Source organism: Ramlibacter rhizophilus (assembly GCF_004681965.1).
GTDB classification, from domain to species: Bacteria; Pseudomonadota; Gammaproteobacteria; order Burkholderiales; family Burkholderiaceae_C; genus Ramlibacter; species Ramlibacter rhizophilus.
This window is the reverse complement of the sequence record NZ_SMLL01000009.1, coordinates 1-25,153: the sequence shown is the minus strand read 5'-3', so window position 1 is coordinate 25,153 and position 25,153 is coordinate 1. Positions and strand designations below refer to the sequence as shown.

25 protein-coding genes are annotated in these 25,153 nt (G+C 70.0%); 15 read left to right on the top strand and 10 right to left on the bottom strand.

The window, feature by feature from the left end; all coding sequences use genetic code 11:
* Nucleotides 1-5: 5 nt before the first annotated feature.
* The 4 genes from EZ242_RS20325 to EZ242_RS20310 form a co-directional block, all read right to left on the bottom strand.
* Complete coding sequence (locus EZ242_RS20325) at nucleotides 6-893, bottom strand: cytochrome c oxidase assembly protein (protein WP_167784901.1); 888 nt, start codon at nucleotides 891-893, stop codon at nucleotides 6-8.
* Between the two features lie 11 nt (nucleotides 894-904).
* Nucleotides 905-2,017, bottom strand: coding sequence for a 5-methyltetrahydropteroyltriglutamate--homocysteine S-methyltransferase (locus EZ242_RS20320; RefSeq protein ID WP_135287043.1), 1,113 nt, complete (start codon nucleotides 2,015-2,017; stop codon nucleotides 905-907).
* A 235-nt stretch (nucleotides 2,018-2,252) separates the two neighbouring features.
* The gene (locus EZ242_RS20315; RefSeq protein ID WP_135287042.1) at nucleotides 2,253-3,203 is read right to left on the bottom strand and encodes a PDR/VanB family oxidoreductase; all 951 of its coding nucleotides are present in this window, start codon (nucleotides 3,201-3,203) and stop codon (nucleotides 2,253-2,255) included.
* 7 nt (nucleotides 3,204-3,210) lie between these two features.
* Complete coding sequence (locus EZ242_RS20310) at nucleotides 3,211-4,269, bottom strand: aromatic ring-hydroxylating dioxygenase subunit alpha (RefSeq protein ID WP_135287041.1); 1,059 nt, start codon at nucleotides 4,267-4,269, stop codon at nucleotides 3,211-3,213.
* A gap of 151 nt (nucleotides 4,270-4,420) precedes the next feature.
* On the opposite strand from EZ242_RS20310, the gene EZ242_RS20305 reads away from it, so the two are divergent.
* From EZ242_RS20305 to EZ242_RS20280, 6 genes are all read left to right on the top strand, one after another.
* Entirely contained in the window at nucleotides 4,421-5,194 is a 774-nt protein-coding gene (locus EZ242_RS20305; protein ID WP_135287040.1) for a GntR family transcriptional regulator, read from the top strand.
* 124 nt (nucleotides 5,195-5,318) lie between these two features.
* A complete protein-coding gene (locus EZ242_RS20300) occupies nucleotides 5,319-6,371 on the top strand; it encodes a TRAP transporter substrate-binding protein (protein ID WP_135287039.1) in 1,053 nt (350 codons plus the stop codon).
* Nucleotides 6,372-6,471: 100 nt separating this feature from the next.
* Nucleotides 6,472-6,951, top strand: coding sequence for a TRAP transporter small permease (locus EZ242_RS20295; protein ID WP_240787181.1), 480 nt, complete (start codon nucleotides 6,472-6,474; stop codon nucleotides 6,949-6,951).
* Entirely contained in the window at nucleotides 6,948-8,270 is a 1,323-nt protein-coding gene (locus tag EZ242_RS20290; protein WP_135287037.1) for a TRAP transporter large permease, read from the top strand. Before EZ242_RS20295 ends, EZ242_RS20290 begins: the two co-directional genes overlap by 4 nt.
* A 12-nt stretch (nucleotides 8,271-8,282) precedes the next feature.
* Nucleotides 8,283-9,269: a Bug family tripartite tricarboxylate transporter substrate binding protein gene (locus EZ242_RS20285; RefSeq protein WP_135287036.1), complete on the top strand. Its 987-nt coding sequence runs from the start codon at nucleotides 8,283-8,285 to the stop codon at nucleotides 9,267-9,269.
* An 11-nt stretch (nucleotides 9,270-9,280) separates the two neighbouring features.
* A complete protein-coding gene (locus EZ242_RS20280; RefSeq protein WP_135287035.1) occupies nucleotides 9,281-10,186 on the top strand; it encodes an NAD(P)-dependent oxidoreductase in 906 nt (301 codons plus the stop codon).
* A gap of 4 nt (nucleotides 10,187-10,190) precedes the next feature.
* On the opposite strand, the gene EZ242_RS20275 is transcribed toward EZ242_RS20280, so the two are convergent.
* Entirely contained in the window at nucleotides 10,191-11,282 is a 1,092-nt protein-coding gene (locus EZ242_RS20275) for a substrate-binding domain-containing protein (RefSeq protein WP_135287034.1), read from the bottom strand.
* Between the two features lie 116 nt (nucleotides 11,283-11,398).
* Between EZ242_RS20275 and EZ242_RS20270 the strand changes: the two genes are divergently transcribed.
* From EZ242_RS20270 to EZ242_RS20260, 3 genes are read left to right on the top strand one after another with little or no spacing between them, the layout of a single operon-like run.
* Nucleotides 11,399-12,145 (top strand): ABC transporter permease, encoded by a 747-nt coding sequence (locus tag EZ242_RS20270; RefSeq protein ID WP_135287033.1) that lies wholly within the window; start codon nucleotides 11,399-11,401, stop codon nucleotides 12,143-12,145.
* Entirely contained in the window at nucleotides 12,142-12,897 is a 756-nt protein-coding gene (locus EZ242_RS20265) for an ABC transporter ATP-binding protein (RefSeq protein WP_135287031.1), read from the top strand. The genes EZ242_RS20270 and EZ242_RS20265 overlap by 4 nt, the downstream gene beginning before the upstream one ends.
* The gene (locus EZ242_RS20260) at nucleotides 12,894-13,685 is read left to right on the top strand and encodes an ABC transporter substrate-binding protein (RefSeq protein ID WP_135287030.1); all 792 of its coding nucleotides are present in this window, start codon (nucleotides 12,894-12,896) and stop codon (nucleotides 13,683-13,685) included. The genes EZ242_RS20265 and EZ242_RS20260 overlap by 4 nt, the downstream gene beginning before the upstream one ends.
* A gap of 12 nt (nucleotides 13,686-13,697) precedes the next feature.
* Here EZ242_RS20260 and modC read toward each other — a convergent pair whose 3' ends face one another.
* The 5 genes from modC to EZ242_RS20235 form a co-directional block, all read right to left on the bottom strand.
* Complete coding sequence (gene modC / locus EZ242_RS20255) at nucleotides 13,698-14,786, bottom strand: molybdenum ABC transporter ATP-binding protein (protein ID WP_240787180.1); 1,089 nt, start codon at nucleotides 14,784-14,786, stop codon at nucleotides 13,698-13,700.
* Nucleotides 14,783-15,466 (bottom strand): molybdate ABC transporter permease subunit, encoded by a 684-nt coding sequence (gene modB, locus EZ242_RS20250; protein WP_135287029.1) that lies wholly within the window; start codon nucleotides 15,464-15,466, stop codon nucleotides 14,783-14,785. Before modB ends, modC begins: the two co-directional genes overlap by 4 nt.
* 13 nt (nucleotides 15,467-15,479) lie before the next feature.
* Nucleotides 15,480-16,232: a molybdate ABC transporter substrate-binding protein gene (modA, locus tag EZ242_RS20245; protein WP_135287028.1), complete on the bottom strand. Its 753-nt coding sequence runs from the start codon at nucleotides 16,230-16,232 to the stop codon at nucleotides 15,480-15,482.
* 38 nt (nucleotides 16,233-16,270) lie between these two features.
* Nucleotides 16,271-16,666: a response regulator gene (locus EZ242_RS20240; RefSeq protein WP_167784899.1), complete on the bottom strand. Its 396-nt coding sequence runs from the start codon at nucleotides 16,664-16,666 to the stop codon at nucleotides 16,271-16,273.
* A gap of 104 nt (nucleotides 16,667-16,770) precedes the next feature.
* Entirely contained in the window at nucleotides 16,771-17,439 is a 669-nt protein-coding gene (locus EZ242_RS20235; protein WP_135287026.1) for a TetR family transcriptional regulator, read from the bottom strand.
* A gap of 80 nt (nucleotides 17,440-17,519) precedes the next feature.
* On the opposite strand from EZ242_RS20235, the gene EZ242_RS20230 reads away from it, so the two are divergent.
* From EZ242_RS20230 to EZ242_RS22565, 6 genes are all read left to right on the top strand, one after another.
* Nucleotides 17,520-18,707 carry an efflux RND transporter periplasmic adaptor subunit gene (locus tag EZ242_RS20230; RefSeq protein ID WP_240787179.1) on the top strand — a complete coding sequence of 396 codons (1,188 nt, stop codon included), beginning with the start codon at nucleotides 17,520-17,522 and terminating at the stop codon, nucleotides 18,705-18,707.
* A 10-nt stretch (nucleotides 18,708-18,717) separates the two neighbouring features.
* Nucleotides 18,718-21,888 (top strand): efflux RND transporter permease subunit, encoded by a 3,171-nt coding sequence (locus EZ242_RS20225; RefSeq protein WP_135287024.1) that lies wholly within the window; start codon nucleotides 18,718-18,720, stop codon nucleotides 21,886-21,888.
* Nucleotides 21,885-23,270, top strand: coding sequence for an efflux transporter outer membrane subunit (locus EZ242_RS20220; protein ID WP_135287023.1), 1,386 nt, complete (start codon nucleotides 21,885-21,887; stop codon nucleotides 23,268-23,270). Before EZ242_RS20225 ends, EZ242_RS20220 begins: the two co-directional genes overlap by 4 nt.
* A 52-nt stretch (nucleotides 23,271-23,322) precedes the next feature.
* Entirely contained in the window at nucleotides 23,323-24,177 is an 855-nt protein-coding gene (locus EZ242_RS20215; RefSeq protein WP_135287022.1) for a CAP domain-containing protein, read from the top strand.
* 203 nt (nucleotides 24,178-24,380) lie between these two features.
* Nucleotides 24,381-24,704: an H-NS histone family protein gene (locus EZ242_RS20210; RefSeq protein WP_135287021.1), complete on the top strand. Its 324-nt coding sequence runs from the start codon at nucleotides 24,381-24,383 to the stop codon at nucleotides 24,702-24,704.
* Entirely contained in the window at nucleotides 24,701-24,829 is a 129-nt protein-coding gene (locus tag EZ242_RS22565) for a hypothetical protein (RefSeq protein WP_276606545.1), read from the top strand. The genes EZ242_RS20210 and EZ242_RS22565 overlap by 4 nt, the downstream gene beginning before the upstream one ends.
* Nucleotides 24,830-25,153 lie beyond the last annotated feature (324 nt).

The window sequence follows — 25,153 nt, the reverse complement described above, 5'->3', positions numbered from 1 at the left end:
GCGTCTCAGCGGGTTGCGCCCCGCGGCGCCGGCCCCTGCAGCCAGGCGACGAAGAGCGCCAGGGCTGCCGCCAGGAACACCATGCCGCCCGGCACCCACATGATCAGGCCGCCCAGCTGCTGGTCTTCCACGGCGCTGAAGCCCCAGGCCGGGGCGGTCTGCGCGTACAGCGGGTACCAGGCCTGGCGCGAGAACGTCATCAGCGCCCCCAGGGCCGAGGTGTGCAGCAGCGTGGTGAAGAGGTAGAACACCGCCACCCCCTGGCGTTGCCGGCCGCCATGGCTCTGGAACAGCGCCCACCAGAAGACCAGCGAGGCGATGAGAAAGCTGGCGTGCTGCAGGTCGTGCACCCAGGCGCGGCGCAGGGCCGCCTGGAACAGGACGGGCGCATGCCAGGCCCACAGCACCAGCGCGTGCACCCACCAGGCCGTCGCGGGCCGGGTCAGCACGCGCATGGCCCAGGCCAGGCCCAGTCCGCGTGCCAGGCCGGCCGCGCCCGGTCGCCATGCCGCGGGCAGGCCCCAGACCAGCGGTCCCAGGGGCCGCGAGAGCACCAGCAGCGGCGCGACCACCAGCAGCACCACTTCGTGCTGCACCATGTGGACCCAGAAGAGTTCTTCGCCCACGGCGTCGAGCGGCGAGAGGATGGACAGGCCCAGTGCGATCCAGCCGGCCAGGAAGCAGGCGGCCTGCGTACGGCTCATCCCCGCGCCGATGCCGGCATTGCGCCACAGGCGGGCGATGCCGGCGATCACCAGCAGGCCGGGAAGCCACCAGAGCGCCCAGAGCCAGGCCTCCTGGCTCCAGGCCTGCCACCAGTGATGCGGCGCGAGGCCGGGGACTTCGTGCCCATAAGCAGCCCCGCTGGCGATGGCCAGCGCGGCGGCGCGCAAGGCGCGCAAGCTCAGGCGGCGCCCCACATCTCCTGCGCCGTCTCGATCACCAGCCGCAGCTTGGTGCGCTGCGCTTCGACGGCAATGTTGTTGCCGTGCACGGTGCTGGAGAAGCCGCACTGCGGCGACAGCGCCAGCTGCTCCATGGGCGCGTACTTCGCGGCCTCGTCGATGCGGCGCTTGAGGGCGTCCTTGTCCTCCAGCTCGCCGAACTTGGTGGTCACCAGGCCCAGCACCACGGTCTTGCCGGGCTTGAGGTAGCGCAGCGGCCGGAAGTCGCCGGAGCGCTCGTCGTCGTACTCGAGGAAGAAGGCGTCGATGTTCATCTCCGACAGCAGCGCCTCGGCCACCGGCTCGTAGTTGCCGGCCGCCGCGTGCGTGCTCTTGAAGTTGCCGCGGCACAGGTGCATGGCCAGCAGCATGCCCTCGGGCTTGCGGGCCACGACCTTGTTGATGAACTGCGCGTAGCGGTGCGGCAGCTCGTTGGGATCATCGCCGCGCTGGCGGGCCGCCTCGCGCATCTTCTCGTCGCACAGGTAGGCCAGGTTGGTGTCGTCCATCTGCACGTAGCGGCAGCCGGCGTCGTAGAGCGACTTCAGCTCGTCGCCATAGGCCTGGGCCACGTCGTCGTAGAAGGCCGGGTCCAGCTCGGGATAGGCCTCCTTGCTGATGCCGGCGCGCCCGCCCCGGAAGTGCAGCATGGTCGGCGAGGGAATGGTCACCTTGGGCGTGCAGCCGGCGGCCACCTGCGACTTGAGGTATTCGAAGTCGGCCTTCTGGATGTCCTTGGCATGCCGCACCTTGCCCGTGACGCGGATCACCGGCGGGGCCAGTTCCTCGGTGCCGTCGGCCTTCCGGATGGTGACCGGGATGTCGGTCTTGACGCCGCCCAGCTGCTCCAGGAAGTCGATGTGGAAATAGGTGCGGCGGAATTCCCCGTCCGTGATGCTTTTCAGGCCCACGTCCTGCTGGAACTTCACGATCTCCGCGATCGCCTTGTCCTCGACCTCGCGCAGCTGCTCGGGCGAGATCTCGCCCCGGGCCTTGCGCTCGCGCGCGTCGAGCAGGTACTTGGGGCGAAGGAAGCTGCCGACATGGTCGTAGCGGGCGGGCAGGTGCATCATGGTTTGTCGTCCTCGGTTGTTGTGGTTGAAGGGCATCCGTTTGCCCTGAGCGTGTATCCACCGTGGCCGAAGCCGCGAAGAAAGACATGCCGGGTCAAACACATCCGTTCGCCCTGAGCCTGTCGAAGGGCTCGCGTGGTGGTCTCGCGCAGGGGCTTCGACAGGCCTGTCCTGAGCATAGTCGAAGGGCTCAGCCCGAACGGTTTGGGATGTGGTGCTTGCTCCAGGAAGCGCCTTAGAGATCCAGCACCAGCACCTTGCTCTTGGCCCGCGAGCAGCAGGGCGTGAACTGGTCGTTGGCAGCCTTCTCCTCGTCGGTGAAGTAGAGGTCGCGATGGTCGCATTCGCCCTCGAGCACGCGCGTGATGCAGGTCCCGCACACGCCCTGTTCGCAGGACACCAGGATCTCCACCCCCTGCTCGTGCAGGGCCTCGGTCACGCTCTTGTCGGCGGGGATGGTGTAGGCCTTGCCCGTGCTGGCCAGGCGCACCTCGAAGGCCTGGTCGCCGGTGGTGTCCTGCGGCGCGGCGCCGAAGTACTCCAGGTGGATTCGGTCGGCCGGCCAGCCGCGCTCCTTGGCCGTCTTGACGACGAAGTCGATGAAACCGGTCGGGCCGCAGACGTACAGGCGGGCGCCGGCCGGCTGCGCCGCCAGGACCGCGGGCAGGTCCAGCTTCTGGGCCGCGTCGCCGTCGTCGTAGTGCAGGTGGGCGCGCTCGCCGAAGGCGGCGACCTCGTCCCGGAAAGCCGTCCGCGCCGGGGAGCGTGTGCAGTAGTGCAGCTCGAAGCTGCCGCCCGAGGTGCCCAGGCGCTGGGCCATGCACAGCAGGGGCGTGATGCCGATGCCGCCGGCCAGCAGCAGGGTGTGGGGGGCGTGTTCCAGCGCGAAGTGGTTGCGCGGCTCGCTGATGGTGACGAGGTCGCCTTCCTTGATGTGCTCGTGCATGGCGACGCTGCCGCCGCGGGACGCCGGGTCGCGCAGCACGGCGATGCGGTAGCGGTGCGTCTCGCCCTGGTCGTTGCACAGCGAGTACTGCCGGATCAGGTTGCCCGGCAGGTGGATGTCGATATGGGAGCCGGCGCTGAAGGCGGGCAGGGGGGCGCCGTCCTCGCGGCCGAGTTCGAAGCTGTCGATCCCTTCGGCCTGCATCTGCCGGCGCAGGACTTTCACTTGCATGGTGGTCATGGATTCATCAGGCGGCTTGTTTCATCGAAGGCTGATTTTGCTGCTGCTCCTGGGCGATCAGCCGGTCGATGATGCGCCGGGACTGCACGCCACCGGCGTCGATGTTGAGCATCAGCAGGCGCCGGTCCGGGTATTTGAGCAGATTGCGCTGCTGCGCCTCCAGCACGGCGGTGTCCTCGGCGAACACCTTGCCCTGTCCCTCGCGGATCTGGGCCGTGAGGTTGCGGTCCTTGACGTTGAAGTTGCGCGCCATGCCCCAGAAGTACCACATGGAGGTTTCGGTCTCGGGCGTGATGAAGTCCACCACGATGCTGGAGGCCTTGTACTTCGGGTCGGCGTCGTAGCCGCCATGGCCAGCCAGGGCCACGCCGACCTCGATCATGATGTGCGTGGGCGGGTAGAAGTGGCACACCTGCCAGCGGTCCACCGGCTGGTCGTCGGGCAGGCCGTTGCCGCGCAGGTTGGCGCGCCAGAAGGGCGGGGCCATGACGCCATCCATGAAGCGGCTGGTGATGACGTGTTCGCCCTCCGAGCGGGTGCTCACCGGGGTCTCGTCGATTTCCTTCTGGCCGATGCTGGTGGTGTGCACGTAGGTCTCGTGCGTGAGGTCCATCAGGTTGTCGATCATCAGGCGGTAGTCGCAGTTGACGTGGTAGAGGCCGCCGCCGTAGGCCCAGTCCGGGTTCTCGGCCCACTCCAGGTGGTGGATCTTCGCCGGGTCGGCCTGGGCCGCGTCGCCGGGCCAGACCCAGATGAAGCCGTAGCGCTCGACCACCGGGTAGGACTTGATGGCCGGAAAGCCTCCCACGCGCTGGCCGGGCATGGAGACGGTCTTGCCATCGCAGCCCATCACCAGGCCGTGGTAGCCGCACACCAGCTTGCCCTCGCACACCTGGCCCAGGGACAGTTGCGCGCCGCGGTGCGGGCAGAAGTCCTCCAGCGCGGCGACCCGACCCTCCTCGGCGCGGTAGAAGACGATCTGCTCGCCGCAGACCATGCGGCCCAGGGGCTTGCTGTCGATTTCGTCGGGGGTGCAGGCGACGTACCAGGCGTTCTTGGGAAACATGATGTCGGTCCAGTCGAGAGTCGGGGAATGCGCCGGATTATCCGCGGCGGCATACGCGCTGTATACATGGAGCTAGGGAATTCCCTAGGTTTGACCGAATTTGAGGGGCTTGAACGTCTTTTTGGGCTTTGTGTGCGGCTATATTGCATACATGTCAGCCCAGCTTGAACGCGCCGATCCCCGTGCTGCGGATGGCGAGCCCTCTGGCTCGCAAGCCGTCAAGGCCCTCCTGCGACTGCGGGAGCTGGTGCTGGCCGGCGAGCTGGCGCCGGGTGCGCGGATCGCCGAACTGGCCATCGTCGAACGCCTGGGCATGTCGCGCACGCCGATCCGCGCGGCCCTCATGCGCCTGGAACAGGAGGGGCTGCTCGAATCGCTTCCGAACGGCGGCTACGCGGTGCGGACCTTCTCGGAACGCGACGTGATCGACGCCATCGAGCTGCGCGGCACCGTCGAAGGGCTGGCCGCGCGCATGGCCGCCGAGCGCGGCGTGCCGTCGGTGGTGCTGGCCGAGGCGCGCGCCTGCATCGAAGGCATCGACACGCTGCTGCGCGGTGCGGTGCTGGACGACGAAGCCTTCCACCGCTACGTGGCGCTCAATGCCCGCTTCCATCAGCTGCTGGCGGAGATGGCCGGCAGCGGCACCCTGGCGCGCGAGCTCGAGCGCGTGGTGCGCCTGCCCTTCGCCTCGCCCTCGGCCTTCGTGGTCCTGCAGGCCGACTCGCCCCAGGCGCGCGACATGCTCGTGGTCGCCCAGGACCAGCACCGGCAGGTGCTGGAGGCGATCGAGCAGCGCGCGGGCAGCCGCGCCGAGGCCATCATGCGAGAGCACTCGCGCCTGGCCCAGCGCAACCTGCGCGACGCCGTGCGCAGCCACAACCTGGACCAGATGCCCGGCGTGCGTCTGATCCGCAAGAACGCCTGATGCCGATCGGTCGATCCGTGCAAGGCATCCGTTCGGACTTGGAGCACAATCCGCTCCCGTTGCAGTGGGCCTTGCGCCTGTGGCGGGGCCTGCGGGACCGCTTTTCCCACAACCTGGAGACACCATGAAGAAGCAATCCCTCGTGAAAGCATCGGCCGCCGCGGCCTTCGCGCTGCTGGCCGGCTCGGCCGCTGCGCAGGAGGTGGTCCTGAAGTTCCACCACATCTGGCCCACGGCCGCCATGGCGCCGCAGAAGGTGATCGGCCCCTGGTGCGACAAGATCGCCGCCGAGTCCAACAACCGCATGCGCTGCCAGCTGCTGCCCGCCATGTCCGGCGGCGGCACCCCGCCCCAGCTGGTGGACCGCGTGAAGGACGGCGTCGATGACCTGGTGGTCACGCTGCCTGGCTACACCGCGGGCCGTTTCCCCAAGATGGAAGTGTTCGAGCTGCCCTTCATGGTGAGCTCGGCCGAGCAGGGCGCGCAGGCGTCCTGGGACTTCTACCAGAAGCACGCCAAGGACGAATTCCCCGGCACCAAGATCCTGGCCACCTGGGTGCATGACCCCGGCTTCGTCCACACCTCCTCCAAGCCGGTCAACAAGCTCGAGGACTTCCGCGGCCTGAAGATGCGCGCGCCCACGCGCCAGACCAACAAGCTGCTCGGCAAGCTGGGCGCCACGCCCGTGGGCATGCCGGTGACCGGCGTGGCCGACGCCCTGTCCAAGGGCACCATCGACGGCTATGTGCTGCCCTGGGAGGTGATCCCCGCCTTCAAGCTGCACGAGATGAGCAAGTACCACACCGAGACGGACCCGGGCCATCCCGCGCTCTACACCGCCGGCTTCATCTTTGCGATGAACCAGGCCAAGTACGACAGCCTGCCCGCGGACCTGAAGAAGGTGATCGACAACAACTCGGGCGCGCAGCTGTCGCGCCAGATCGGCAAGGTCTGGGACGAGAGCCGTCCGATGGCGCGCAAGCTGGCGGTGGACCGCGGCAACAACTTCATCCAGCTCTCGCCGGCCGAGACCGACCGCTGGCAGAAGGCCAGCGCCAGCCTCAACGAGGAATGGGTCAAGGACCTGGAGCGCCGCAACCTGCCCGGCAAGGAGATGCTCAAGGACGCGCAGGACCTGCTGGCCAAGTACAAGGGTGAAGGCAACGCCAAGAAGTAAGGTGGTGCAGGCGCAAAGGCGCTGACCGCATGCCGGCCGCAGGGCCGGCTTTTTCATGTCCGCGAGGAGTTTCGAGAAGATGTTCAGAGCATTGAGGGCCTTGACGCTGTGGTTCGCCCTGCTGGGCGCGGCCGCGGCCCTGGCCGTTGCCGTGATGGTGACCTGGAGCGTGGTGGGGCGGGCCATCTGGCTGGAGCCGATCCAGGGCGACGTGGAGCTCACGCAGATGGGGATCGCGCTGTCCATCTCGCTGTGCATTCCCTGGTGCCAGCTCAAGGGTGCCAACATCATCGTGGACTTCTTCACCCAGAAGCTTGCCACGCCGACGATCCGCCGGCTCGACGGATTCGGTGCGCTGATGCTCGCCATCATGTATGCGCTGCTGGCCTGGCGCACCAGCGTGGGCGCGGTGTCGGTGATGGAGGCCTACGAGTCGACCATGATCCTGGGCCTGCCGATGTGGTGGTCGTATGCCGCGCTGGCACCCGGCCTCGGCCTGGCGTGCCTGGTGGCACTGGTCCAGGCCTGGATGCATTTCGCGCAGCTCGATCCGACGCGGCTGGAAGGGAGCGCCGCATGAGCCCCACCGCCATCGGCCTCGTCATGTTCGCCAGCATGCTGGCGCTCATGGTCATTCGCGTGCCCATCGCCGCGGCGATGTTCATTCCCGGCGCCATCGGCTATTTCGCGCTCACCGGCGCGGACCCGCTGCTGAACCTGCTCAAGGGCAGCGCCGTGGCGCGCCTGACGGTGTATGAGCTCAGCGTGATCCCGCTCTTCCTCCTGATGGGGCAGTTCGCGACCCAGGGGGGGCTCAGCCGTGACCTGTTCCGCGCGGCGTCGGCCTTCATCGGGCACATCCGCGGCGGCCTGGCCATGGCCGCGATCATGAGCGCCGCCGCCTTCGGCGCGGTGTGCGGTTCGTCGGTGGCCACCTCGGCCACCATCACGCAGGTGGCCTACCCCGAGATGAAGCGGCACGGCTACCACGGTCGTCTGTCCACCGCCTCCCTGGCCACGGGCGGCGCGCTGGGCATCCTGATTCCGCCCTCGGTTCCGCTGGTGGTCTATGCCATCCTCACCGAGCAGAACATCGCCAAGCTCTTCGCCGCCGCCATGATCCCGGGCCTCCTGGCCATGGCGGGCTACATCGTGGTCGTGGCGCTGTACTGCCGGGTTCGGCCCGAGTTCGCCACCCCCAGCCAGGCGCAGGCATGGAGCGAGCGCTCGCGGGCGCTGGTGTCCATCTGGCCGATCGTGGCGATCTTCCTGATCGTCTTCGGCGGCATCTACGGCGGCATCTTCTCGCCCACCGAAGGCGCAGCCATCGGCGCGCTGCTCACTTTCGTGGCTGGCGCGCTGCGGCGCGAGCTGGGCCGCAAGGCGATGGTCACGGCGCTGGTCGCCACCGCCGAGACCACCGCCATGGTGTTCCTCATCTTCCTGGGCGCGGACATGATGAACACCACGCTCGCGCTCACGGAGATGCCGGCCCGCGTGGCCGACTGGGTCACGGCGCTGCCCGTTTCACCCCTGGTGGTGGTCTCGGCCGTGCTGCTGCTCTACGTGGTCCTGGGCTGCGTGATGGACGAACTGTCCATGCTGCTGCTGACCATTCCCGTGATCTTCCCGGCCGTCATGAGCCTGGACCTGTGGGGCCTGCCCCCCGACCTCAAGGCGATCTGGTTCGGTATCCTCGTCCTCATGACGGTGGGCATCGGGCTGATCGCCCCGCCCGTGGGCCTGAACGTGTACGTGGTCAACAACCTCGCACCGGACGTGCCCATGGTGGAGACCTACAAGGGTGTCTTTCCCTTCCTGGCCTGGGACGTGTTGCGGGTCATCCTGCTGCTGTTCTTCCCCTCCATTTCGCTGTACCTGATCCAGGTGTTCTTCTGAGGTAGACAACACATGACACAACGCCGCGACTTCCTTCTCCACGCCGCCGCGCTCGGTGGTGCCATCCTGCTGCCGGTTATGGCCGGCGCCCAGGGCAGCTTTCCGAGCAAGACGGTGCGCATCGTCGTGCCGCTCGCACCCGGCGGCGCGGCCGACCTCACGGCGCGCACCATCGCGCAGGCCATCTCCGGCCCGCTGGGGCAGTCCGTCATCGTGGAGAACAAGCCGGGCGCCGGCGGCGTCATCGCGGGCGAGTACGTCGCCCGCGCCGAGCCGGACGGGCACACGATGCTGCTGGTCTCCAGCGGCACGGCCGTGAGCGAAGCCCTGTTCAAGAAGCTGCCCTTCGACACGCTCAAGGATTTCGCCCCGGTCTCCGAGCTGGCCACTTTCAACCTGGCGCTGGTCGTGGCCGACAACAGCCGCTTCAAGAACCTGAACGAGCTGCTGGCCTACGCGCGCGAAAACCCGGGCAAGCTGAACATCGGCACCCCGCAGCTCGGGACCACCCAGCACCTGGCGGCGGAGCTGTTCAAGTCCACGGCCGGCATCGATGCGCAGATCGTCCCCTTCAACGGCACGCCGGCCCTGATCAATGCGCTGCGCGGCCAGCAGGTGGACGTGGGCCTGGACATCGTCGGTCCGCTCATGGGCCAGATCAGCGGCAAGGCGCTGCGTCCGCTGGCGCTGCTGGGGGACAAGACCGAGGCCAAGTTGCCCGGCGTGCCGCTGGCGCGCGAAACCGGTGGCCCGCTGGCCAACTTCAACGCCGCCTCCTGGAATGGCCTGGCCGTTCCCGCCAAGACGCCGCAGGCCGCCATCGACCGGTTGAACAAAGCCATCAACGAGGCCCTGAACCAGCCCGAGGTGAAGCAGAAGCTGACCGAGCTCACGCTGCACCCGGGCGGCAGCACCCCGCAGCAGCTCGGCCAGCGCCTGGCCAGCGACATCAAGCGCTGGGGCGGCGTGATCGAGCGGGCCAACATCCCGAAGCAGTAAGGGGGCGCGGCATGGACATCCGCCACATCGGCCTCGTCGGCTACGGCGAGGTCGGCAAGATCTTCGCCGCTGGCCTGTGCGGCCAGGCGGGTGTGGCGTCGGTCGGCGCCTGGGACCTCAAGCTCGCGGCCGGGGCGGCGCAGCGCGAGGTCGAGCGTGCGCACGCCGCCGCCGCCGGGGTCCAGGCCTGCGAGTCGCTGCAGTCGCTGTGCGAGCGCAGCGATCTGGTCATCTCGGCCGTCACCGCGTCCAACACCCTGGCCGTGGCGCAGGAGGCAGCGGCCTTCCTGCGTCCGGGCACGGTGTTCCTGGATTTGAACTCCGCCTCGCCCGGCACCAAGCAGCAGGCCGCCGCGGCAGTGGAGGCGAAGGGGGCGCACTACGTGGAAGCCGGTGTGATGACCTCCGTGCCGCCTTATGGCATCCGCGTGCCCATGCTGCTGGGAGGCGCGAAGGCGCTAGACCTGGCGCCCGTGCTGGCCGCCTGGGGACTGGACACCAAGCCCGTGTCCACGGAGCTGGGCGTGGCCAGCGCGATCAAGATGTGCCGCAGCGTGATGATCAAGGGCCTGGAGGCCCTGGTCATCGAGAGCTACACGACGGCACGGGCCTACGGCGTGGAAGACCACGTGCTCCCCACGCTGGCCGAGACCTTCCCCTCCATCGACTGGCCCAGGCAGGGCGCCTACTTCTTCAGCCGCGTGGTCCAGCACGGCCAGCGCCGCGCGGAGGAGATGCGCGAGTCCGCGAACACCGTGCGTGAAGCGGGCTTCGAGCCGCTGATGACGGCGGCCATCGCCGACAAGCAGCAGTGGGTGGCGGACCTGGCGGCGGCGGGCGTGTTCCAGGGGCTGGACAAGGATGCCGCCTGGCAGGCGTACGCGGACCGGCTCATCGCGCGCAAGGCGCGGGATTGAGCGTTCAGTCCCGCTTCTGCCTGAACCGCCACCAGGGCAACTGCGCGCTCAGGCTCAGCACCTTCCCGCTCCCCGCGGCCTCGTAGCCGGGCAGGGTGGAAAGGCGCGCCTGCCAAGCCGGCGCAGCGAGGATGTCCCGCAGCAGGCGCATCGGCGGCTCGTCCAGCGCGGACTTGAGGCACACGAGGAAGTAGTCCTCGCTCACGAGCGGCACGAAACCGAGCCCCTGTCCCTGCGCCGCGGCCTCGATGCCCAGGCCCGCATCGGCGTTGCCGGAAGCGACCGACAGGGCGACGGCCGTGTGCGAGGGCTCCACCCGGTCCCAGCCCGTCACCGCCTGCGGCGAGAGCCCGGCGTCCAGCAGCATCTGCTCCGCGAGCAGGCGCGTGCCCGTGCCCAGCGCACGGTTCACGTAGCGCAGCCCCAGGCGGGCGACCTGCTCCAGCGATTCGATCTTCAGCGGATTGCCCGCCGCCACCACCAGCCCCTGACGCCGGCGTGCGAAGCCGATGATCTTGTGCAGGCCGGGCTTGAGCAGCGGCTGGTAGTGGCGCTGCGCCAGGGTGCCGGCGGCCGGCGAGGGCGGCGTGTGGAAGCCCGCCAGCGTGCAGCGGCCCTCGTTCAGCGCGGCGATGGCATCGACGCTGCCGGTGAAGCGGATGTCCAGGTGCAGCCCGCAGCCGGCGGCGTGCTCGCGCAGGGCGGCGATGCCCTCGTCGTGGCTGGCATAGAGGGTGAGGACCTGGTGGGTGTCGTCGAAGACGACGGCGAAGGCGCGCTCCAGGTCGGCGTGCAGGGCCTCGATCTGCGGCGCGAGCCGGGCCTGCGCCTGGCGCTCTGCCCAGAGCAGCTTTTCGCCGAAGGGCGTGAGGCGCGCCGGCTGTCCCTTCTCCCAGACTACCAACCCACGCTGCAGCTCGGCCTCCCAGCGCCGCAGCTCGCCCCAGACATGGCGGTAGGACTGTCCGAGTTCGCGCGCCGCGCCGGAGATGGAGCCCTGCTGGCGCACCGCCTGCAGCAGCTCGATGAGCGGGTTGCGGATGTTGCGCCCGCCCGGCCGGGAGGCGAGCGCATAGGACAGTTCGACTTTGTGCACGGCTGGGAAGTATGCGCGCGGCTGCCGGGCTGCCGCTCAAGGTGCCTATGCAGGGCCGTTCATAACGGAAGCTACTGAGGCGGTGCAGGCCCCGGCCCGCCTAGCATCGCCGCATCATGAGCAGTTTCTGGGACAGCGCCGCCGCCGCGTGGGACCTCGTCATGGCCGGCGATGCGGCCCTGTGGTCGATCGTCGCGCGCTCGCTGGCGGTGAGCGCCAGCGCCTGCGTGCTGGCCTGCGGCCTGGGCCTGGCCCTGGGCGCCTGGCTCGGCGTGGCGCGCTTTTCGGGGCGCGGCGCGGCGTTGGCCATCCTCAACACCTTCCTGGCCGTGCCCTCGGTGGTCGTCGGGCTGGTGATCTACCTGCTGCTGTCTCGTTCGGGGCCGCTGGGCTTTCTCGGCTGGCTCTTCAGCTTCAAGGCCATGGTGCTGGCGCAGGCGGTGCTGGTGCTGCCGGTGGCAGCGGCCCTGAGCCGGCAGGTGGTGGAGGACATCGAGCGCAGCCAGGGCGAGCAGCTTCGTTCGCTGGGGGCAGGAGCGGTGCTCCGCGCGGTGCTGCTGGCGTGGCATGAGCGCTTCGCGCTGCTCACGGTGGTGATCGCCTGCTTCGGCCGCGCCATCTCCGAGGTGGGCGCGGTGATGATCGTCGGCGGCAACATCGAGGGCTTCACGCGGGTGATGACCACCGCCATCGCGCTGGAGACCAGCAAGGGCGACCTGCCGCTGGCGCTGGCGCTGGGCCTGGTGCTGCTGTCGGTGGTGCTGGCGCTGAACGTGCTGGTGGCCGGGCTGCGCCGCTGGCGCCTCGCGCGGGGCGACCGCGCCGGGCCCCCGCCCGTGCGCGCGGCCGAGGGGGTGGCATGAGGGTGATCGAGAACGAGGCGGCTGCGCTCGCATCGGCCGGTCGCGATGTGCCGCTGGTGCTGGTGTCGCTGCTGGCCGCGCAGGTTCGCTTCGGCGCCGTGACGCCGCTTGTGGACATCGACCTGCAGGTGCGCCGCGGCGAGCGCATCGCGCTGATCGGCGCCAACGGGAGTGGCAAGAGCACCTTGCTGCGCCTGCTGCACGGCCTGGTGCGCCCGACGCTCGGGCGGCGCGAACTTCATGCCTCGGTGCGCCAGGCCATGGTGTTCCAGCGGCCCTTCATGCTGCGCGCGAGCGCCCTGAACAACGTCGCGCTCGGCCTGTGGCTGCGGGGCGTGCGCTGGGCCGAGGCGCGCGAGCGCTCGGCGCAGGCCCTGGAGCGGGTGGGTTTGGGGGCCGTGGCGCAGCGCCACGCGCCGGCGCTCTCCGGTGGGCAGCAGCAGCGGCTGGCCCTGGCGCGGGCCTGGAGCCTGGGCCCCGAGCTGCTGTTCCTGGACGAGCCCACGGCCAGCCTGGACCCCCATGCCAAGCGCGAGGTGGAGTCGCTCATCGCCTCCTTCGCGGGCGCCGGCATGACGCTGGTCTTCGCCAGCCACAACCTGGGCCAGGTCAAGCGCCTGGCCACCCGCGTGGTCTACCTGGAGCAGGGGCGCATCCTCGCGGACCTGCCGGTGGACCGCTTCTTCGATCGTGCGTTCCTCGCCGCCGTCTCGCACGAGGCCGACCTGTTCGTCAAGGGAGAGACCGCATGAAGTTCCTCGCCACCCTCACGCTCGCCCTCGCGGTTTCGGTGCCCGCCTGGGCGCAGTCGCCCATCGTGATGGCGTCCACCACGTCCACCGAGCAGTCGGGGCTCTTCGGCCATCTGCTGCCCGCCTTCAAGCAAGCGACCGGCATCGAGGTGAAGGTGGTGGCCGTGGGCACGGGGCAGGCCATCGACACCGCGCGGCGCGGCGATGCTGACGTGCTGTTCGTGCACGACCAGGTGGCCGAGGAGAAATTCGTCGCCGACGGTTTCGCCACCCGCCGCCACCCGGTCATGTACAACGACTTCGTGCTGGTCGGCCCCAAGTCGGACCCGGCCCAGGTGCAGGGCAAGGATATCGTGGCGGCACTGAAGAAGGTGGTCGCGGCCAAGGCGCCCTTCGTCTCGCGCGGCGACAAGAGCGGCACGCACGCGGCCGAACTGCGCTATTGGCAGCTGGCGGGCGTCGCGAGGGGCAGCCGCTACCGGGAATGCGGATGCGGCATGGGCCCGGCGCTGAACATCGCGGCCTCGACCGGTGCCTACGTGCTGGCGGACCGGGCCACCTGGCTGAGTTTCAAGAACCCCGCGGACCTCACGGTGCTGGTCGAGGGGGACAAGCGCTTGTTCAACCAATACGGCGTGATGGCCGTGAACCCGGCGAAGCACCCGCACGTGGAGTCCGCCGAGGCGAACAGGTTCGTGGAGTGGGTGACTTCGCCGGCCGGGCAGCAGGCCATCGCCGCCTACAAGATCAAGGGCCAGCAGCTGTTCTTTCCGAACGCGAATCAGTAGGCACCCGCGCTCCTATCCGACCAGCGCGGCGGCCTTGACCTGGGCCCACACGCGCAGGCCGGCCGCCAGGCCGAGCTGGTGCGTGGCGCGTGCAGTGATGCGGGCCAGCAGCGCCGCACCGCCTTCGGCCACCTGGCCGCAGCGCAAGTGGACGAGCACCTGGGCGGCCTGGTACGCGACAGGCTCGATGCGCTCGACCACGGCCGGCAGCAGGTTCTGCACACTCGTGCCCTCAGGCGCCGAAAGCGCGATGCTCACGTCGCGTGCCAGCACGCGCACGCGCACGGCCTGTCCGGGCGGGCGGCCGGGGTCCGGCAGCCACAGCTGCCCGCCGCCGAAGCGGATGCAGGCCAGGTGCCAGGCCGCATCGACCGATTCCACCTGGCCATGGAGGAGCACGCCGGCATCTTCGCGCAGGGCGTCCGAGGCGTGCTCCAGCACCCGTGCCACCGGCCCGCAGGCGTGCACGCGGCCGTCCTCCACCAGCGCCAGCGTGTCGGCCAGGCGCGCCACTTCGTCGCTGGAGTGGCTCACGTAGAGCATGGGGATGCGGGCCTGGTCGCGCAGGCGCTCCAGCCAGGGCAGGACCTCCTGCCGGCGGGCGGCATCCAGGGCCGAGAGGGGTTCGTCCAGCAGGAGGAGGCGCGGCTGCGTGGCCAGGGCGCGTGCGATCGCCACGCGCTGGCGCTCGCCACCGGAGAGCGACTCGATCCGGCGTGGCAGCAGCGGGCCGATGCCCAGGAGGTCCACGGCCTCGTCCAGCGCCTGCGCCGAGCCGCCGCGTCGTCGCATTCCGTACGTGAGGTTGCGCTGCACGTCCAGGTGCGGGAAAAGGCTGGACTCCTGGAAGACGTAGCCCAGGGGGCGCTGCCAGGTCGGCATGAAGTGCCCTCGGGTGCTGTCCTGCCAGCACTGCCCGGCGATCTCGACATGCGCCTCCCGGGCGCGCTCCAGCCCGGCGACGCAGCGCAGCACCGTGGTCTTGCCGCAGCCCGAAGGGCCGAAGAGCGCGGTGATGCCGGTGGCCGGCAGGTCCAGCGCGATGTCCAGCCGAAAGCCACCGGCCCGCTCGAGTTTCAGGTGCACGCGCTGGCCGCTCACGGCATCACCCGCGGTGCCCGCCGCCTGAACAGGGACACCGCCACCAGCACCGCAAAGGAGAAAACCACCATGGTCGCCGACAGGCCATGCGCCTGGCCATAGTCCAGCGCCTCGACGTGGCCGTAGATCTGGGTGGAGACCACGCGGGTCTCCTGCGGGATGTTGCCGCCGATCATGAGCACCACGCCGAACTCGCCGACGGTGTGCGCAAAGCTCAGGATGGCGGCCGTGACCAGCCCCGGCCGCGCCAGCGGCAGGGCCACGGTGAAGAACGCGTCCAGCGGTCGTGCGCCCAGGCTCGCCGCCACTTCCATGGGGCGCGTTCCGCTGGCCTCGAAGGCATGCTGAAGCGGCTGGACCGCGAAGGGCAGCGAATAGATCACCGAGGCGACCACGAGGCCGCCGAAGGTGAAGGGCAGCAGCCCCAGTCCCAGGGCCTGCGTGAGCTGGCCGCCCCAGCCCTGGGGGCCCAGCACCAGCAGCAGGTAGAAGCCCAGCACGGTGGGTGGCAGGACCAGCGGCAAGGCGACCACGGCACCGACCAGCGCCGCCCAGCGCCCCTTCGCATGCGCGAGCCACCACGCCAGGGGCGTGGCCAGAACCAGCAGCAGCGCGGTGCTGACGCTGGCGAGCTGGAAGGTCAGCCAGATGGCCTGCAGGTCGCTGGTGGAAAGGAACATGCGCGGCGTCGGGTCAGAAGGCGTAGCCCTGCGCGCCGATGATGGCGCGGGCCTCGTCGCTGCGCAGGAAGCGCATGAGCGCCTGCGCGGCGGGGTTGTCGCGCCCGGCTTCGAGGACGACCGCATCCTGGCGCAAGGGTTCGTGCAGCGCCTCGGGGACCACCCAGTGCGAGCCGCCTGCGGGCGCGGCGCCGGCCCGCAACTGGGACAGCGCCACGAAGCCGACCGGCACATTGCCGCTGGCCACGAACTGAAAGGCCTGCCCGATGCTCTCGCCCTGCACCAGCCGGGGCCTGAGGCGCTCCAGCACCCCCAGGCGCTCCATGACCTGCACGGATGCGGCGCCGTACGGGGCCAGCCGCGGGTCCGCGAGTGCCAGGCGCTCGATCCGGCCGCTGCGAAGGACCTCGCCCTGCCCGTCCACGAGGCCCGCCTGCCGGCTCCAGAGCACCAGCCGGCCGAGGGCATAGGTGAAGCGGGTTCCCGGCACGGCGCGGCCCTCGCGTTCGAGGCGCGCCGGCGTTTCGTCGTCGGCCGACAGCAGCACGTGGAAGGGAGCCCCGTTGCGGATCTGGGCGTAGAAGCGGCCGGTGGAGCCGATCGCCACCACGGCCCTGTGGCCGGTGGCCTGCTCGAACGCAGGGGCGATCTTCTGCATGGTGCCGGCGAAGTTGGCGGCCACGGCCACGGACACTTCGGCGCCTCGGGCCGCGCCGGTGCCCAGCAGGACCCACGCGAAGGCGAGGAAGGCAAGGCGGCGGCGCATCGGGCGAGTATGCCGCGAGCGGCCCGCAGGCCGCGGCTTCAGCGCTGGGGCGGCGAGGGCCGCCGGGGCCGGGAGGCCCGCAGGATGCGCTCCACGGTGGCCCGGGTCTGGGGCGCGGAGAAAGGCTTGACGATGAAGCCGTCGGCGCGCTGGCGCAGCGCACCCTGCAGGCTGCTGCGGTCGGCCGCGCCGGTGATCAGGACGAAGGGAAGGTCGGCGCCGAAGGGCTCGGCCCGCACCTTTTCCATGAGGCCCAGGCCGTCGAGCCGGGGCATGACCAGGTCCGTGCAGCACAGGGCGGGGCGCAGGCCCGCCTGCAGCATCTCCCAGGCGGCCTGGCCGTCTTCGGCTTCCACGATCTCCACGCCGGGGATGTTCGCGAGCAGGCCGCCGAGCGCCAGGCGGGCAAGGGCGTCGTCGTCGACGACCAGCAAGGGGACTCGAGGGGTATGGGACATGGCCAGCCCGCGAAGTATGCGCTGCCCAGCCTGCTCCGCAATGGGCCGAAACACGGCCGGCCCCGCCGCTTTTCCGTGGATCAGGCGCGTGTCCGCGCCGTCCGGCGGGGGATTGCTGGCGCCGGCGTGGCGACCTTGTCCAGGCCGAGCCCGGCCAGGTAGGTGTCGATCGCGGCCCCGCCGGCGCGCTCCAGGTCGAAGGCGCCGGGGTCGAGCATCCAGTTCTGGATCAGTCCGTCCACCAGCGCGTGCAGTCCGCGCGCCGCCTCGACGGGGTCGGGCAGGGCACGGCCGCGCGCGGCGGCGGCGCGGCGCAGCACCTGCTCCAGGTCGCCGAGGCAACCGTTGCGGACCGCCAGGTGCCGCGCCCGCACCGAGCCGAGCGCCTCCACGTACTCGACCTTATGGGTGGCGACCTCGAAAACACGGCGCGTGCGCGGGTCGTGGGCAGCGCTGTGCAGGACCTGGAGCAATGCGCCGCGCATGGCCGCGAGCGGGTCCGGCGCCGGTTCGTCCGCCGAATCGTGCAGCGCATGCTCCAGCGGCAGGCTCACGCGTTCCATCATGGCGTTGAAGAGGTCGGCCTTGTCCTTGAAGTGCCAGTAGATGGCCCCGCGGCTGGCCCCGGCCTCGGCCGCGATGTCGGCCAGCGAACTGGCCGACACGCCCTTGCGCTGGAACACGCACTCGGCCGCGTCCAGCAGGGCGTTGCGGGTTTCGAGGGCTTCCTCCTTGGTGCGGCGGGGCATGGCCCGAATATACATTCACCCGTGTAGGTATACTGCGCCGCTTTGGACTTTCTCTCCAGGGCGACTCCATGGCCGCGTCGATGCCGAACCTCCGATTCCTCCTGCTTGTCTGGGCCGCGGCGCTGATCGCCGGCTGCGGCCGTCAGGAGGCGCCGCCGCCGGCCGCCGCGGCCGCGCCGCCGCCGCCCGAGGTGGGGGTGGTGACCGTCGCGCTCGGTGCCGTCGGATTGGAGACGGAACTGCCCGGGCGCCTCGAGGCCTCCCGCGTCGCGCAGGTGCGGGCCCGGGCGGCCGGCATCGTGCAGGAGCGCCTCTTCCGCGAAGGCTCGGATGTGAGGGCCGGCCAGCCCTTGTTCCGGATCGACCCGGCGCCGTACCGCGCGGCGCTTGCCAGCGCCGAGGCCTCGCTCGCACGGGCCGAGGCCAACCTGGCCAATGCCAGCAGCCTGGCCGATCGCTACAAGCCGCTGGTCGAAGCCAACGCGATCAGCAAACAGGAATACGCCAATGCGGTGGCTGCGCAGAAGCAGGCGCAGGCCGAAGTGGCGGTGGGTCGCGCCGCGGTGGAGACCGCACGCATCAACGTGGGCTATGCCCTGGTGACGGCGCCCATCTCAGGCCGCATCGGCCGGGCGCTGGTGACAGAAGGCGCGCTGGTGGGGCAGGGCGAGCCGACGCCGCTGGCGCTGATCCAGCAGGTGCAGCCGCTGTATGCCAACTTCACCCAGTCGGCCACCGAGGCGCTGGCCTTGCGGCGGGCGCTGGAGCAGGGGCGACTGAAGCGGGCGGAGCAGGGCGGCGCCGTCGTGCGCGTGCTGCTGGAAGACGGCACCGAGCATCCGCAGCCGGGCCGCCTGCTGTTCTCGGACCTGACGGTCGATCCCGCGACGGGGCAGGTGACGCTGCGCGCGGAGGTGCCCAATCCGAACGGTAGCCTGCTGCCAGGGCTCTACGTGCGCGGGCGGCTGGTCCAGGCGCAGGCGCAGAACGCCGTCCTGCTGCCGCAGCAGGCGGTCACGCGCGGCAGCCAGGGCGACACCGTGATGGTGGTCGGCTCGGACGGCCAGGTGGCGCAGCGGCCGGTGAAGATCGGCGGATCGCAGGGCGGCCAGTGGGTGGTCCTGGAGGGGCTCAAGGCCGGCGAGCAGGTGATCGTCGAGGGCTTCCAGAAGATGCGTCCGGGTGCGCCGGTCAAGCCGGTGCCGGTGAACGGCGCCGGCGCCCCTCCGGTGGCGCCGGCCTCCGCACCCGCGGCCCCGCGCTCCTGAGGACGCCAGCATGGCTCGCTTCTTCATCGACCGGCCCGTCTTCGCCTGGGTCATCGCGCTGTTTCTCATCGTGGTGGGCAGCGTGGCGATCACGCAGCTGCCGATCGCGCAGTACCCGCCGGTGGCGCCGCCCTCCATCGTGATTTCCGCCAGCTACCCGGGCGCCTCCGCGCAGACGCTGGAGCAGAGCGTGATCAGCGTGATCGAGCAGGAGATGAACGGCTCGCCGGGGCTGATCTACATGGAGTCGGTGGCGCAGGCCAACGGCAGCGGCCAGATCACCCTGAGCTTCGAGCCGGGCACCAACCCGGACCTGGCCCAGGTGGACGTGCAGAACCGGCTGTCGCGCGCCAGTCCGCGCCTGCCGCAGGCGGTGACGCAGCAGGGGGTGCGCGTGGACAAGGCGCGCTCGAACTTCCTGCTGTTCATCATCCTGTCCTCGGACAACCCGGCGATCACGCCCGTGGAACTGGGCGACTACGCCTCGCGCGCGGTGCTGCCGGAAATCCAGCGCCTGCCCGGCGTGGGCCAGGCGCAGCTGTTCGGCACCGAGCAGGCCATGCGCGTCTGGATCGAGCCGCAAAAGCTCGCGGCCTACGGCCTCTCCTCAGCGGACGTGACGGCCGCCATCCGCGCGCAGAACGCGCAGGTGTCCTCCGGCGCCATCGGCGATCTGCCCAATGTGGCCGGCCAGAGCATCGCGGCGACCGTGGTGGTGGAAGGCCAGCTCCGCTCGGCCGAGCAGTTCCGCGACATCGTGCTGCGCGCAAACCCGGACGGCTCGGCCGTGCGGCTGGGGGATGTGGCCCGCGTGGAACTCAACGCGCAGAACTTCGCGACTTCGGCGCGGCTGAACGGCAATCCCTCCACCGGCATCGGCGTGCAGCTCGCGCCCACCGGCAATGCGCTGGCCACGGCCGACGCGGTGCGCCAGCGCATGGCCGAACTGGCGCCGTACTTCCCGCAGGGCGTCAAATGGAATATTCCCTACGACAGCTCGCGCTTCGTGAAGATCTCGATCCAGCAGGTGGTGGTGACGCTGCTGGAGGCAGTGGCGCTGGTGTTCCTGGTGATGTTCCTGTTCCTGCAGAACTGGCGCTACACGATCATTCCGACGCTGGTGGTTCCGGTGGCCCTGCTGGGCACCTTCGCCACGCTGCTGGCGCTGGGCTTTTCCATCAACGTGCTCACCATGTTCGGCATGGTGCTGGTGATCGGCATCGTGGTGGACGACGCGATCGTGGTGGTGGAGAACGTCGAACGCATCATGAGCGAGGAGGGCCTGCCGCCGCGCGAGGCGACGCGCAAGGCCATGGGGCAGATCCAGGGCGCGATCGTCGGCGTGACGGTCGTGCTGATCTCCGTGTTCGTGCCGCTGGCTTTCTTCGCCGGATCGACCGGCAACATCTACCGGCAGTTCGCCACGGTCATGGTGTCGTCCATCGCCTTCTCGGCCTTCATGGCGCTGTCGCTCACGCCGGCGCTGTGCGCCACGCTGCTCAAGCCGGTGGCGGCGGGCCACCACCACGAAAAGCGTGGCTTCTTCGGCGCCTTCAACCGCCTGTTCGCGCGCACGGCCAAGGGTTATGAAGGGCTGGTCGCACGCATGCTGCGGCGCGCGCCGCGCTGGCTGCTGCTGTATGCGGTGATCGCCGGCGTCGCGGCCTTCATCTACACGCGCCTTCCCACCTCCTTCCTGCCCGCCGAGGACCAGGGCAACATGCTGGTGAACGTGCAGCTGCCCCCGGGCGCGACGGTGGAGCGCACGCGCCGCGTCATGGAGCAGGTGGAGGCGTTCATCCTCAAGCAGCCCGAGGTGCAGAGCATGGTGGGCGTGCTTGGCTTCTCCTTCTCGGGCCAGGGGCAGAACGCGGCACTGGCCTTCGTGACGCTCAAGCCCTGGGACGAGCGCGAAGGCGAAGGCCAGTCGGCGCAGGCACTGGCCGGCCGTGCCTTCGGCGCGCTCTCGGGTGTGCGCGACGCGATCATCTTTCCCCTGAGCCCGCCGCCCATTCCGGAGCTGGGCACGGCCTCGGGCTTCAGCTTCCGGCTACAGGACCGGGGCGGCGCGGGTCGTGAGGCGCTGGTCGGCGCGCGCGACCAGCTGTTGGGCCTGGCGGCCAAGAGCCCCGTGCTGGCCCAGGTCCGGCCCGACGGCCTGGAAGACGCGCCGCAGCTGCAGGTGGACATCGACCGCGACAAGGCCCAGGCGCTGGGCGTGTCCTTCGATGCGATCAACGCCGTGCTGTCCACCGCGCTGGGCTCCAGCTACGTCAACGACTTCCCGAACCGGGGCCGGCTGCAACGCGTGATCGTGCAGGCCGACGCACCCGCCCGCATGCAGCCGGAAGACCTGCTGCAGCTCAATGCCGTCAACCGCCAGGGCCGGCCGGTGCCGCTGTCGGCCTTTGCCAGCACGCGCTGGGTGACGGGGGCCATGCAGACGGTGCGCTACAACGGCTATCCGGCGATGCGCATCTCCGGCGCTCCGGCCCCGGGCTACAGCACGGGCGCGGCGATGGCGGAGATGGAGCGCCTGGCAGGACAGCTGCCGCCCGGCTTCGCGTTCGAGTGGACGGGGCAGTCGCGGGAAGAAAAACTCGCCGGCGCGCAGGCGCTGATCCTCTACGGTTTTGCCATCCTGGCCGTGTTCCTGTGCCTGGCGGCGCTGTACGAGAGCTGGTCCATTCCCTTGGCGGTGATCCTGGTGGTTCCGCTGGGTGTGCTGGGTGTTCTGGTCGCGACCTGGCTGCGCGGCTATGCCAACGACGTGTACTTCCAGGTGGGCCTGGTGACCATCATCGGGCTATCGGCCAAGAACGCCATCCTGATCATCGAGTTCGCCAAGGACCTGCAGGCCCAGGGCAGGAGCCTGGTCGAGTCGGCGCTGGCTGCAGCGCACCTGCGCTTTCGGCCGATCGTCATGACCTCCATGGCCTTCGGCCTGGGCGTGGTGCCGCTGGCCATCGCCACCGGCGCGGGTTCGGCCAGCCAGCGTGCGATCGGCACGGCGGTGGTGGGCGGCATGCTGACCGGGACCGCACTGGCGGTTTTCTTCGTGCCGGTGTTCTTCGTGGTGGTGCGCAGCATCTTCAAGGGCAGCGAGCGGCAGCGCCGCCTGCATGCCCACGAGCTGGAGCATGAGGTGCCGCGCGGCGCGACGGCGGGGGATTCGGTATGAGCAGGAGACTTCTCGCCGTCTGGCTGCCGATGGCGGCAGCGATCTCGGCGTGTTCGATGATGCCGGCCTACGAGCGGCCGGCGCTGCCGGTGCCCGACCGCTTCCCTCATGCACGGGCGGTGGCCGTGACCGAGGCGGCGCCGAACCTGGACTGGTCCGCGTACTTCGCCGACCCGCAGCTTCGCGGCCTGATTGCCACGGCCTTGGGCAACAACCGCGATCTGCGGGCCGCAGCGCTGGCGATCGAGCAGGCGCGGGCGCAGTTCCGCATCCGCGAGGCCGAGCGCCTGCCCGCGGTCGGCCTCGGTGCGAACGCGAGCCGGGCGCGCAACGCCGCGGGCGACCCAACGACGACCTATTCCTCGGGCCTGCTCGTCTCGTCCTGGGAGATCGACTTCTTCGGCCGCCTGGCCAGCCTCTCCGAGGCGGCCCGCGCGCAGTTCCTGGCCACGCGCGAGGCGCGCAACGCGACCCAGGTGGCGCTGGTCGGATCGGTGGCCACGGCTTGGCTGAATCTGATCGGAGATGAGGAGTTGCTGGCACTCGCCCGCCAGACGTTGGCGACGCGCGAGGAGTCGCTGCGGCTGGTGCAGCTTCGCTTCGACAACGGAGCGTCCTCCGGGCTGGAGCTGCGGCAGGCGCAGTCGCTCGCCGAGGGCGCGCGCGTGGTGCTGGCCCAGGCGCAGCGCCAGCGGCTGCTGGACCAGCACACCCTGGACCTTCTCCTGGGTCAGGCGCTTCCGGCGGACTTCCGCGCCGCCGCAACGCTGGACGCGGTGGCTCTGCCCGAGCTGCCTGCCGACCTGCCCTCGCGCGTGCTGGTCAAGCGGCCCGACGTGCGCCAGGCCGAACTGCAACTGGTGGCCGCCAACGCCAGCATCGGCGCGGCGCGGGCGGCATTTTTCCCGCGCATCTCGCTCACCGCGGGCCTGGGATCGGCGAGCAGCGAGCTGGGCAGCCTGTTCCAGGGCGGCACCTGGGCCTTCACCGCGGCGCCGCAATTGCTGCAGACGGTCTTCGATGCCGGGCGCAACGAGGCCGGTCTGCGGGTCGCGCAAGCCTCGCGCGAGATCGCCGTGGCCCAGTACGAGCGTGCCGTGCAGTCGGCCTTCCGCGAGGTTGCCGACGGACTGGCCAGTCGTTCCCTTCTGGCCGAGCAGTTGCAGGCCCAGCGCCGGCTCGCCGAGGCGGAAGCCGCGCGGCTGCAGCTGTCCCAACTGCGCTATGACGCGGGTGTCGCCAGCAACCTGGAACTGCTCGACGCGCAACGCTCGGCCTTCGCGGCCCGACAGGCGCTGATCCAGACCCGCCTGCAGGCGCTCCTGAACCAGGTGGCGCTGTACCGTGCACTCGGCGGCGGCTGGACCGAGGTGGGCGGGTAGCAGTGCCTGCCCAGCCAGAGGCACTTTCCTGGCCCGGCGGACTCCGAAAGGCATGTCATCCCCACGCCGCCTGCTGCCGGCGCTGCTCCTGACGGGCAGCGCTTTTTCGTCCGTGCTGGCCCAGTCGCCCGCGCCGTCGCTGCCGGATGCGCTGTCGAACGCGCGGGCGCAGGGCTGTTCCGGCCGGCAGGGCGTGGAGCAGCCGTTTCGGCAGGTGCCTGCGCTGGCGGATGCGGCCCGGCGAATCGCGCAGGGTGCGTCGCTTGAATCGGCGCTCAGCCAGGCCAAGTACCGGGCCACGCGCTCCTTCCAGATCAGCCTGCGCGGTTACGGCAGCGCCGCGGCGGCCGTGCAGGCGGTGCGCAGCCGATGGTGCGAGGCCCTGACCAATCCCGAGCTGAGCGACGTGGGTGTGTACCGGCGCGGTGATGCGACCTGGATCGTGCTGGCCGACCCGTTCAGCCCGCCCGAGCCGGGGAAGGCCGAGGAGGTGGCGCGGCAGGTGCTGGAACTGGTGAACCGCGCGCGGGGCCAGCCGAGGCAGTGCGGCGACAAGCCGTTCGGCGCAGCGCCGGCCCTCACGCTCGCCCCGGCATTGCACCGGGCTGCCGAACTGCACTCGCGTGACATGGCGCGCAACTCCTTCATGGCCCACCAAGGCAGCGACGGCAGCACCGTGAGCGACCGGGTGGACCGGGCAGGCTACGACTGGCGCACCGTCGGCGAGAACGTGGCCGCCGGCCCGGAGACCGCCGAGCAGGTGGTGCAGGGCTGGCTCCAGAGCCCGGACCACTGCGCCAACATCATGCAGCCGGCCTTCACCGAGATGGGCGTGGCCTGGGCGACTGACCGGCAAAGCCAGGCCGGCATCTACTGGACACAGGTCCTCGCGCGGCCGCGTTCGTGAGCCGGCGGGAGTGCCCCGCCCTCATTGCGGAGTCGGCTCCGACGACGGTTGTCGGAGCAGGCTGGCGGGCCGAGGTCACGCAGTGCGATCAGCCGCGCACCCGTTTCCTCCAGCAAGTGAATTCAATGCGGCTGGAAAAACAATCCTGCGGTGCAATAGGAATGACGATAAATTTGACCCTTCCAGTAATTCACCGGAATACGATGGCAACTTACCTCGAACTCAAAGCGCAGGCCGAACAACTGATGGCTGAAGCCGAGGCCATGCGCCTGAAGGAAATCGAAGACGCGATCGCAGACATCAAGTCGAAGATGAAGGCCTACGGGATCACTGCGCGTGACCTCGGCCTGCAGGGCGGCTCAGGTGGGCCTGGGCCTGGTCCTGGCCGGCGCAGCGCGCGTGCGGCCAAGGTCGTGAAGTACCGCAGCCCCTCGGGCGAAACCTGGTCGGGCGGCCGTGGCCGCAAGCCGGGCTGGGTGGTCCGTGCACTCAAGGAAGGGCGAAATCTGGAGGAGTTCGCGGTTTGAAGCTGGGCGCAGGTCGATGCCAGCTCACCGGCGTGCAGGAACTCAAGCCGAAGCTGGACCAGTTCGGCCAGGAGGTGGTCCACGCTCAATCGGGCCATGTTCAGGACACCGCGGGAAGGCGATGAGCGGGTGCTTGCCCCAGGCGAGCGGGTAGCACTGCGCTGGAACTCGACAACGGCGCGAATCTGCGTGGCGTTCGGCGTCGCCACTCAAGGGGCGAAGCTGGCGATCAGGATCCAGCGGCGGGGGAGTAACAGTCCGTACCTGAACTGGTCCAGGGTAGATGGCTGCCATAATCGCGCCCTTCATCAGGGCACTGCCTTCCAGGCAATCGCCGGTTGAAGACGGCAATCTCAGCGGGTTCTTGTGGATAGCGAGATTTCCGGTATAGAATGCAAGGCTTCGCTGATCGCAGGCTGCTGGGGGTACCTGGGCAGCTGGTGGAGGTG